At 52.9% G+C, this 8051-nt stretch carries 11 protein-coding genes; 5 read left to right on the top strand and 6 right to left on the bottom strand.

Features of this window, described 5'->3' with window-relative positions:
* Window positions 1-303: 303 nt before the first annotated feature.
* Complete coding sequence (locus tag QLH52_RS20990) at window positions 304-834, top strand: REP-associated tyrosine transposase (RefSeq protein ID WP_205450195.1); 531 nt, start codon at window positions 304-306, stop codon at window positions 832-834.
* 83 nt (window positions 835-917) lie between these two features.
* On the top strand, window positions 918-1352 hold the full coding sequence (locus tag QLH52_RS20985) for a GNAT family N-acetyltransferase (RefSeq protein WP_205450194.1): 435 nt from the start codon (window positions 918-920) through the stop codon (window positions 1350-1352).
* A gap of 122 nt (window positions 1353-1474) precedes the next feature.
* On the opposite strand, the gene QLH52_RS20980 is transcribed toward QLH52_RS20985, so the two are convergent.
* The gene (locus QLH52_RS20980) at window positions 1475-2218 is read right to left on the bottom strand and encodes a YkgJ family cysteine cluster protein (RefSeq protein WP_319962839.1); all 744 of its coding nucleotides are present in this window, start codon (window positions 2216-2218) and stop codon (window positions 1475-1477) included.
* A gap of 228 nt (window positions 2219-2446) precedes the next feature.
* Between QLH52_RS20980 and QLH52_RS20975 the strand changes: the two genes are divergently transcribed.
* Genes QLH52_RS20975 through QLH52_RS20965 form a run of 3 tightly spaced genes read left to right on the top strand, consistent with a single transcriptional unit; the run spans window position 2447 to window position 4800 of the window.
* Window positions 2447-3565 (top strand): acyl-CoA dehydrogenase family protein, encoded by a 1119-nt coding sequence (locus QLH52_RS20975; protein WP_319962838.1) that lies wholly within the window; start codon window positions 2447-2449, stop codon window positions 3563-3565.
* Window positions 3562-4392 carry a polysaccharide deacetylase family protein gene (locus QLH52_RS20970; protein WP_225893098.1) on the top strand — a complete coding sequence of 277 codons (831 nt, stop codon included), beginning with the start codon at window positions 3562-3564 and terminating at the stop codon, window positions 4390-4392. Before QLH52_RS20975 ends, QLH52_RS20970 begins: the two co-directional genes overlap by 4 nt.
* Window positions 4393-4422: 30 nt before the next feature.
* On the top strand, window positions 4423-4800 hold the full coding sequence (locus QLH52_RS20965) for a rhodanese-like domain-containing protein (RefSeq protein WP_033156266.1): 378 nt from the start codon (window positions 4423-4425) through the stop codon (window positions 4798-4800).
* Window positions 4801-4864: 64 nt separating this feature from the next.
* Here the strand turns inward: QLH52_RS20965 and QLH52_RS20960 are convergent, their stop codons facing one another.
* The 5 genes from QLH52_RS20960 to QLH52_RS20940 all read right to left on the bottom strand — a co-directional run bounded on the left by QLH52_RS20960 (window position 4865) and on the right by QLH52_RS20940 (window position 8051).
* Complete coding sequence (locus QLH52_RS20960) at window positions 4865-5431, bottom strand: hypothetical protein (protein ID WP_033156267.1); 567 nt, start codon at window positions 5429-5431, stop codon at window positions 4865-4867.
* Window positions 5432-5554: 123 nt separating this feature from the next.
* Complete coding sequence (locus tag QLH52_RS20955; protein WP_171695439.1) at window positions 5555-5971, bottom strand: acyl-CoA thioesterase; 417 nt, start codon at window positions 5969-5971, stop codon at window positions 5555-5557.
* A gap of 1 nt (window position 5972) precedes the next feature.
* A complete protein-coding gene (locus QLH52_RS20950) occupies window positions 5973-6950 on the bottom strand; it encodes an LpxL/LpxP family acyltransferase (RefSeq protein ID WP_319962837.1) in 978 nt (325 codons plus the stop codon).
* Window positions 6947-7690, bottom strand: a complete 744-nt coding sequence (locus QLH52_RS20945) for a glycosyltransferase family 2 protein (protein ID WP_319962836.1) — start codon at window positions 7688-7690, stop codon at window positions 6947-6949. The genes QLH52_RS20950 and QLH52_RS20945 overlap by 4 nt, the downstream gene beginning before the upstream one ends.
* Window positions 7674-8051, bottom strand: a complete 378-nt coding sequence (locus tag QLH52_RS20940) for an ApeI family dehydratase (protein ID WP_319962835.1) — start codon at window positions 8049-8051, stop codon at window positions 7674-7676. Before QLH52_RS20940 ends, QLH52_RS20945 begins: the two co-directional genes overlap by 17 nt.

The raw sequence follows: 8051 nt of genomic DNA, 5'->3' as shown, positions 1-8051 counted from the left end.
ATAAAAAGCCCTTGAAACCGGGGCAAAACGCTTGAAACTCGATGTCATGACCGATTTCAACTCGAAAAAATCACTTACATCGTGGGTAAGGGGAAATATCGACGGGTTTTTCACCAGCCTGTTAAAGGCGCTATAACTGCTGAAAACTGGCTAAATCCCGCACCAGATCCTTGGGAATCTGGTTGTGTAGAAGATCGAAGATAATTTAAAGGATAACTATGATGGCTGAAATTTCATCGTTCCCACGCTCCGCGTGGAAACGCCGCCCCGGACGCTCCAGCGTCCTAAACCAACAAACAACCGATGGGCCGAAGTCGTTACACCATCACTGAACCCCTGCAAGCGCATTTCATGACCTGCACGGTCGTGGAATGGCTGCCGGTCTTTACCCGGCCGGAAACCGTGAAAATCCTGCTCGACTGCTGGCAATATCAACGGCAACAGGTCGGCTTAAAACTGTATGGCTATGTGATTCTGGAAAACCATCTGCATTTCATCGCTCAGAGTACCTCGCTGGATAAATGCGTTGCCAGCTTCAAAGCCTACACCGCGCGGCGGATCATCGATCATCTGCAAGCGAAACGAGCCGAACAGTTATTGCAAAGATTGCGCTTTGCCAAATGCGCGCATAAGCATGACCGGGAGTTTCAGTTCTGGCAGGAAGGCGTGCATGCGGAGTTGATTCTTAATGAAGCGATGATGCGGGAGAAGTTGGATTATATTCACGCCAATCCGGTGAAGCGGGGTTATGTGAATTTGCCTGAGCATTGGCGTTACTCAAGTGCTGTGAATTACGCAGGACTGGGCGGCTTGATCGACATCGATACTTGGTAGTCGTGACGCTGGAACGTCTGGGGCGGCATTCCCACGCTGGAGCGTGGGAACGATAGATATGATCACAACATTTGGCTTAGTTTATGACCTCCTTTAGCCTGATCGACGCAGCAGAGCATGACAAACATTTCATATTTAATGCGTTCAAGCTATCGATGCGCGATTACATCGATTGGGCATGGGGCTGGGACGACGAGTTTCAACATACCGGTTTCTGGAGAAACCTACAGGTGCAAAACTTCAAACTGATTCGCATCGGCAAAGAACCTGCCGGCGCTATCTATGTGCAGGAGAGCGAGCAAAGTCATTGGGTTCGCACCCTGTTTCTGCTACCTGAATTTCAAAGACGGGGAATAGGCTCCACTTTGCTGGCACAAGAAGCTTTGCGGGCCAAAAATCTGAATAAGAAATTGGTACTGGACGTGATAAAGATCAACCCGGCAAAGCGTCTCTACGACCGGATGGGCTTCAGAGTTATTGGTGAAGACCGGGCGCTATATCACATGGAATTAGGCTGATACTTGTAATTGTGCTGGGCTGGATGGTTGCACTCTGGTAGCCGTGACGCTGGAGCGCATTCCCACGCTGGAGCGTGGGAACGATAAGCTCATTCCATCGTTTCCAGCGGCATCAAGTAACGTCACGGATTCGCCATATAGTCAAAAAATTCCCGCAGCCAAGCCTCGCCACGCTTTTTTGGAAATTGGTTGGGGTGTTTCTTGACCCATTGCAAGGCGTAAATCATCGGCACCGAATCCAGGTCTTTGATATGGCTGGTGCGCCAAAGTTTGCGGACAATTTTGGACACCTGAAATTTTAACTCGATGTGTCTGACATGTTCCGGTGTCGGGTTTTGGCAATGTTCGGCCGGCGATGTCACCAGATATTCTCGGCAAGCCAAGGGTCGAACCGGATGAATGGAGCAGCTTTCCGCTTCCAGAAACGGACAGGGCACCCCTTGCTGGAAATAAGTCAGCGCGTGTTGCTCTACCGCTTCGTGGTTGGTACCTTCAGCCAGCATCTGTTCGAGCCGGCTCAGCCACTGGATAGCGTCCAGTTTTTCGCAAGCGTCGGCAAAGCGCTGCTTGACCGTGGAACGCCTGGGCTCGGGCAATTGCTCGACCACGCCGGCGATTTGGTAGGCTTCGAATTCCGCCAACGGCACGACTTGTCGGCAGCAGGCGCCGCAGCCGGCTTGGCAGGAGATGGTCTCCTGGTCCGTAACAAAGGCAGCCACTGCGGTTTCGACAAAAGTGTTGTTGATGCGATGCAGTGCCGGCAGCATCGCTACCGGCGTCACTTTTTCCGTTGGCGCGCTGAATTTCAGCTCGATAGGCTTACCGTAAAGCGTTAGTTTGACGTTGGCGGGTGTGGTTTTGCTCATACGTGCTTTTAAGTTATTGATAATTTTCTAGCCAGGCTTACTCTGGTTGACCAATCGCAAGCGGTGGGACCTGGCGTTCCAAGCCTAACCAGCATAGAAGCTTTTGCGAAAAACAGAAACTTTGTCTTTGCAAGCTTGCCTCGACGCTCCATGCCTTCGTTTCCACGCCGGAGCTTGGGAACGATACAATACAATGCAAATTCATTGCGTTTGCTCAAATCCTAAACCATGACTATAGCCACTGATTTTTCCGAGATCCTTGCTTACGCAGGCCGACCGAATGAAACCCAAATCAAAGTCCGTTTGCGTGCCGTCGCTGAACTTGGTGTATTTCGACATGCCCTGCCCTCTGCCGTCGGCGGTTTTGGCGATAACTTTGCCTCGTTAGTCGAAACCCATCGCCGCCTTGGCGAAACTTGTCGCGATCCCGGTCTGATGCTGGCGATCAACGCCCATCTGTGGGGTTCTGTATACCCTATCTTGTTGTACGGCTGCGAGGCGCAGAAAGAAAAATTTCTGCCGGCTTTGTTGAGCGGAGACTGGCTGGGCGGGCATGCCATCACCGAGCCGTCTTGCGGCTCCGACGTGCAAGCGATGACTACTCATGCCAAACAAGCGGGCGACGGTTATCTACTAAACGGCGAAAAGCGTTATATCACTAACGTGCCAATGGCCGACTGGTTGGTGATTTACGCCAAATTGGACGGCAAGATTTCCGCTTTCCTGGTGTCCCGTGAAGATGACGGCTGCCATTTCAGCAATGAAAGTGCATTGGATGGCTGCAGGGGCAGCGCCACCGGCAGCGTGAGTTTGCAAGATTGTCGAATCGATGCCGATCGCCTGCTCGGAAAAATCGGCGCCGGCACCCAGATGATCCAAAAGGCTTTGGAGTACGAACGGGCCTTCGTGTTCGCCGGCATCGCCGGGCTCATGGATTGGCAATTGGCGGAAGTGGTTCGTTATAGCCGGGAGCGGCGCTCCGGCGGCGTGCATTTGGGTAAGCATCAGGCCGTCAGCCATCGCATCGCCGAGATGAAGTTACGGCTGGACACCGTCAATTTATGGCTGGGGGAATGCGCGCGATTGTGCGACGCCGGCCAACGCCTGACGATGGCGTCGGCGCAAACCAAGTTGTATGCGGCCGAGGCTTTCTTGCAATCCAGCCTGGATGCGGTGCAGATCATGGGCGCGGCCGGCTTGGAATCGGGGGGCGCGATGGCTGAATTGGTCCAGGATGCGCTAGCCGGGCGGCTTTTTTCTGGCAGCTCGGAAGTGCAGAAAAATCTGATCGCCGCCCTGCTCGGTACCGGCGACGCTTACCGGTTAAACACGCACCCCCATTCATGATGAATTTTTCCGCTTACCGCAACTGGCAGCCTACGCCGCTAATGAAGGTTTCATTGGCAATAACAATAGCCGCTCCGCTGGCGATAGTTATTCAACCAAGCATTTGGCCTTGGGCCTTGATGACTTTTATTGCCGATCAGTTGGTTTTAACCTTTGCCGGGCTTTGGCCGCGTTGCTCTTGGGTAGGCTCGAACTGGACCTCGCTGCCGCCTGCCGCCGCCGCGCGGGGCGACATTGCCATTACCATAGACGATGGCCCCGATCCTGAAATCACCCCCGCCGTGCTGGACCTGCTGGATCGCTTCGGCGCCAAAGCCACGTTTTTCTGCATCGCCGATAAAGCCCAACGCTACCCGGATTTGTGTCGGGACATCGTCAAACGCGGCCACGCGGTCGAAAATCACAGCATGCATCACCAATATCATTTGCCGTTTCTGCTGCTAAATGGCTGGATGGCCGAACTAAACGCGGCCCAGGATACTCTGACTGAGGTGACCGGCATTCGGCCCCGGTTTTTTCGGCCGCCGGTCGGTTTGCGCAATCCTTTGCTTGATCCGGTGCTCAGCCGCCTGGGTTTGCAATTGGCTAGTTGGACCAAGCGCGGCTTTGACACGATTGAAGGCAATCCGCAAGTCGTCTTGGCGAAATTGTTGAAAGACCTGAAAGCTGGCGACATTCTGTTGTTGCATGACAGTAATGTTGCCCGCACAAGCAACAATCAGCCGGTAATTCTAGAAGTGCTTCCTCCCTTGCTGGAGGCCATTGCTGTCGCGAATTTGCAACCGGTCACGCTGAGTGAAAGCTTGGATCGTTGCCAAAATCCCTAACGCATTTGTCTGATTTCGGAGAATTAAGCCATGAAAAAAACCTATGCCAGTGCAGCTTTAAGCCTGTTCTTGAGCGGCTGCGCGTTTCAAGCACCCGATTATTTACAAATGGTCACCGCGCCGGAACTAAATCAGCTGATGCAACAGCAGGATATTTTTCTGGTGGACGTGCATACCCCGGAGCAGCGGCATATCAAAGGCACCGATGTGTTTATTCCTTACAACAATGTCGAGAAATACCTGGATAAACTGCCGCAAGATAAAACCACTCCGATTTATCTGTATTGCGAAGGTGGGCCGATGGGCAATGCCGCAGCTAGAACGCTACACGAACTAGGTTACGAGCATTTGCGCAATTTGGAAGGGGGAACCAAAGCCTGGGCTAAAGCCGGATTTGGGTTTGAATAGTCCAATGATCGCTACTGGAACCGGAACTGCAACTGCCGGCTCCAGTACATCAAAAGCCCCGGGCTTATTCGACAATGCTATCGACTTTGCCGTTTTTAAATTTCACCAAAAAGCGGTTGAATAGATTGGACCAGTAAGTCCAGTCGTCGCTATCGAGCGAAGGCGTGACATGCTGCGGCGGGTAGCCGATGGCGGCCAGCACGGCTTTTTTGCTCATGCCTGTCTTCACCTGCCCTGCCAAAATACTTTCGCGCTCGGTGGGAGTATATTGATTGAGGTCTACCTTACTGGTGCCGGCAATTTTACTGAAAGCAATCGGCATATCGTCTTTGGTAAATTTTTGCACGTTTTCGATGGTAATCAGTTGGCCGCTGGATTCCACTCTAAGCACCGCCTCGTCGGAGGTCAGTTTCAGCAGCGCTACTGGTGTATTGATTGGAATCAACTGGCCTTTACGGTAATTGGTGGTGCGGAACCGGTTCTGCTCTTGGAACAGGCTGAACTGCGTATAGTAAACCTGCGCGGGCTGGACAGCCGCTGCCGCACCTTCACCTGGCTTAAGCTCCTTCTTGCAGCCCACCGCCAACACAGCCAAGCAGAGCAACATCACAATGTAGTTTTTTCTGAACATAATCAAAATCCCTCGAGCAAAAGGTTAAGAACAGGCTGACGCTAGGCAACAGGCGACGCGACAGTACAACAAAGACGACAAACCGGAACAGCCCAAAACACAAACGCTACAGTAAGCACCTAGCTAGGGCGAATCAGATTTAATCCCGAGCTTTTCCAAAAACACCGCCGGCGAAGCGAAACACATTTCGCGGCTGTCCGCGTCCACAGCGGCCTGGATGGTATGGCCCTTGGCCAACACTTCGCCGGTTTCGGCGTCGGCGACCCGGTATTTAATCTTCATCCGGTATTCCCATTCCACCAACTCCGCTGATACCTTGATCCGCTGTTCGAACTGTGCCGGACGCACATAACGTAATTGCAAATCCACAATCGGCCAGACGTAACCGGTTTCCTTCATCGCCATATAACCGTAGCCGATTTTATCCAGCATCGCGCAACGGGCAATCTCGATGTATTTGCAATAATGGCCGTGCCAGGCAATGTTAAGTAAATCAATGTCGTGAAACGGCACAGTTAATTCCACTTCGGCGCGCAACATATTAGTTGTCCTCGACGGCTATCTGACTGGTATCGCCCGCAGTTGTCTTGCTCCAATACGGGTAAAAATTAAACCATTGTAGCGGCGCTATTCGGCAATAGGCTTCCAGTCGTTCGGCATATTGTCGCGCCAGATTTTTCAGCATGTCATGCCTTTTGGGTTCACCGCGCGGGATGCGAATAGATTCCGCGAAGTGTTCCAGATGGATCTTGAATCGACCGTTCACCGGAAAGCAAAACAAGGTATAGACCGGGCAACGCAACAGCGAAGCCAGCAGATACGGGCCTTGCGGAAATTCGGCGTCCTCTCCCAGAAAGCTGGCCGACACCGTGCGGCCGCCTTGCACCGGCACCCGGTCACCGACCATCACCAGAAATTCGCCGCGCTCGATCTTTTCCTGCAAGGTAATCGCTATCGCCGGGCTTAACTCGGTCACTTGAATTAATTGGATGGTGGCGCTGCCGCGACTGCCGAGCAGGCGGTTGAATTTCTCGGCATGTTTGGTATGCACCAGGATATTCAGATGGATGTGGCCGCGCATCGTGGCGATGGCTTGGCAAATTTCCAGGTTACCGATGTGTCCGGACAGCAGCATGGCGCCGCGTTTTTGTTCGATCAAATCCAACAGCAGCTGGCGATTGGGAAAATCCACTTGCTCCGGCGTGATATTGCCGGTCCACACCACGATTTTATCCAGCAAGGTTTCGCCAAAGCTCAAAAAATGCAGGTAACTTTGCCAGAGTCCGCTGCCCAAACCCAACGCCGGGTAAAAATCGGCCAAATGGCGCAAATATTCCCTGGAAGACTCGCGGGCAAGACGCCCGGCCAGAAAGTAGTAACTGACCACCGGCCGCAAAAACAGACGAAATACCCAGCGGCCGAACAGCCGATACACCCACACCAGAGCCTGTATACCCCAAAGCAGGCTGTTTTCCTCCACGGCTGCCCAATGCCGGGCGGCGGTGTTCGCGGGCTTCATTGAAAATGCCTCAGTAGCAGTTTGGGCCAGCGTAACAACATACCGAAAAATAAACGGGCATGAGTCTGACTGAGCAGCAGATTGTCCTCCAAAGCCCGGAAATGCGATAAGCCGTCCAGCGGGTAGCGCACCTGAGTGGGAATGGAGATGACTGTCACGCCTTGCCAATAAAGCCGCACCAAAATCTCCGTATCAAAACCCATGCGATTTTCCATGGCTTGGCTTTGAATCAACTTTGCGCAAGACTCAAGCGGGTAAACCCGGTAGCCACACATCGAGTCGGGGATGGCGAAAGACAGTGTGTTGATATGTACCCAAATATGGGTCAGGTAGCGGGCGTAGTAGCGCAGTTTAGGAATCGATGCGTCGAACAGCGCTCGACCGATGACCACCGCTGCCGACGCTTGTTTGGCGGCGTTTAGAAATTTATTCACATCGTTTAAATCGTGCTGGCCGTCGGCATCGATTTGCAGCGCGTGCGAATACCCTTGGGTTTGAGCTGCCAGAATGCCGGCTTTGACCGCCGCGCCCTTCCCTTGGTTAACCTCCAGCCTGATACTTTGCACCCAGGCATATTGCTGTGCTAAGCCGCGAATCACCTCGGCGCAGGCCGCATCGCTACCGTCATCCACCAATAGGCAGGGCAGTTGATACCCAGCCAAACGCTCAACAATGCCGGGGAGCGGCTTTTCGTGGTTATAAACCGGAATCAGGATACAGGGCTTAAACGTCGTGGTCATGAAAGTAAATTCTACCCGAGCTGTATTCGCAGGCTGCCGAACGGTAACAAAAAGTGAGTTTGCCGGCTTGTTGCAGATAGTGCAATGCCAATTCCAGCTCCTGTCCAGGTAACAATAGCTCTTTGAATTTTACCGATTCCATATGACTGAAGTCGCGGGTTAAACCCAGGTATTGCCGGGCATAATGCACCGCCCATTGGATTTGTACGACGCCGGGTACCACCGCAATTTCGTCGAAATGACCGCTGAAATAAGTTAGATCTTTGGGAATGCGTAACACCAGCACCACGCCGTCGGCCTGAATTTGTTTGGTTAGCGTTTCCGGAAACAAAACGCCTGCTTCGCTTCCCTGATTTTCCAT

Source organism: Methylomonas defluvii (assembly GCF_033949435.1).
Classification (GTDB): Bacteria; Pseudomonadota; Gammaproteobacteria; order Methylococcales; family Methylomonadaceae; genus Methylomonas; species Methylomonas defluvii.
The sequence above is the reverse complement of the archived record's forward strand: the minus strand, read 5'-3'. Positions and strand labels throughout refer to the sequence as shown.

Bases quoted from the DNA above. Each gene is read 5' to 3' on its own strand.
- QLH52_RS20990 (WP_205450195.1), top strand. From the start codon at position 304: ATGGGCCGAAGTCGTTACACCATCACTGAACCCCTGCAAGCGCATTTC.
- QLH52_RS20985 (WP_205450194.1), top strand. From the start codon at position 918: ATGACCTCCTTTAGCCTGATCGACGCAGCAGAGCATGACAAACATTTC.
- QLH52_RS20980 (WP_319962839.1), bottom strand. From the start codon at position 2,218: ATGAGCAAAACCACACCCGCCAACGTCAAACTAACGCTTTACGGTAAG.
- QLH52_RS20975 (WP_319962838.1), top strand. From the start codon at position 2,447: ATGACTATAGCCACTGATTTTTCCGAGATCCTTGCTTACGCAGGCCGA.
- QLH52_RS20970 (WP_225893098.1), top strand. From the start codon at position 3,562: ATGATGAATTTTTCCGCTTACCGCAACTGGCAGCCTACGCCGCTAATG.
- QLH52_RS20965 (WP_033156266.1), top strand. From the start codon at position 4,423: ATGAAAAAAACCTATGCCAGTGCAGCTTTAAGCCTGTTCTTGAGCGGC.
- QLH52_RS20960 (WP_033156267.1), bottom strand. From the start codon at position 5,431: ATGTTCAGAAAAAACTACATTGTGATGTTGCTCTGCTTGGCTGTGTTG.
- QLH52_RS20955 (WP_171695439.1), bottom strand. From the start codon at position 5,971: ATGTTGCGCGCCGAAGTGGAATTAACTGTGCCGTTTCACGACATTGAT.
- QLH52_RS20950 (WP_319962837.1), bottom strand. From the start codon at position 6,950: ATGAAGCCCGCGAACACCGCCGCCCGGCATTGGGCAGCCGTGGAGGAA.
- QLH52_RS20945 (WP_319962836.1), bottom strand. From the start codon at position 7,690: ATGACCACGACGTTTAAGCCCTGTATCCTGATTCCGGTTTATAACCAC.
- QLH52_RS20940 (WP_319962835.1), bottom strand. From the start codon at position 8,051: ATGGAAAATCAGGGAAGCGAAGCAGGCGTTTTGTTTCCGGAAACGCTA.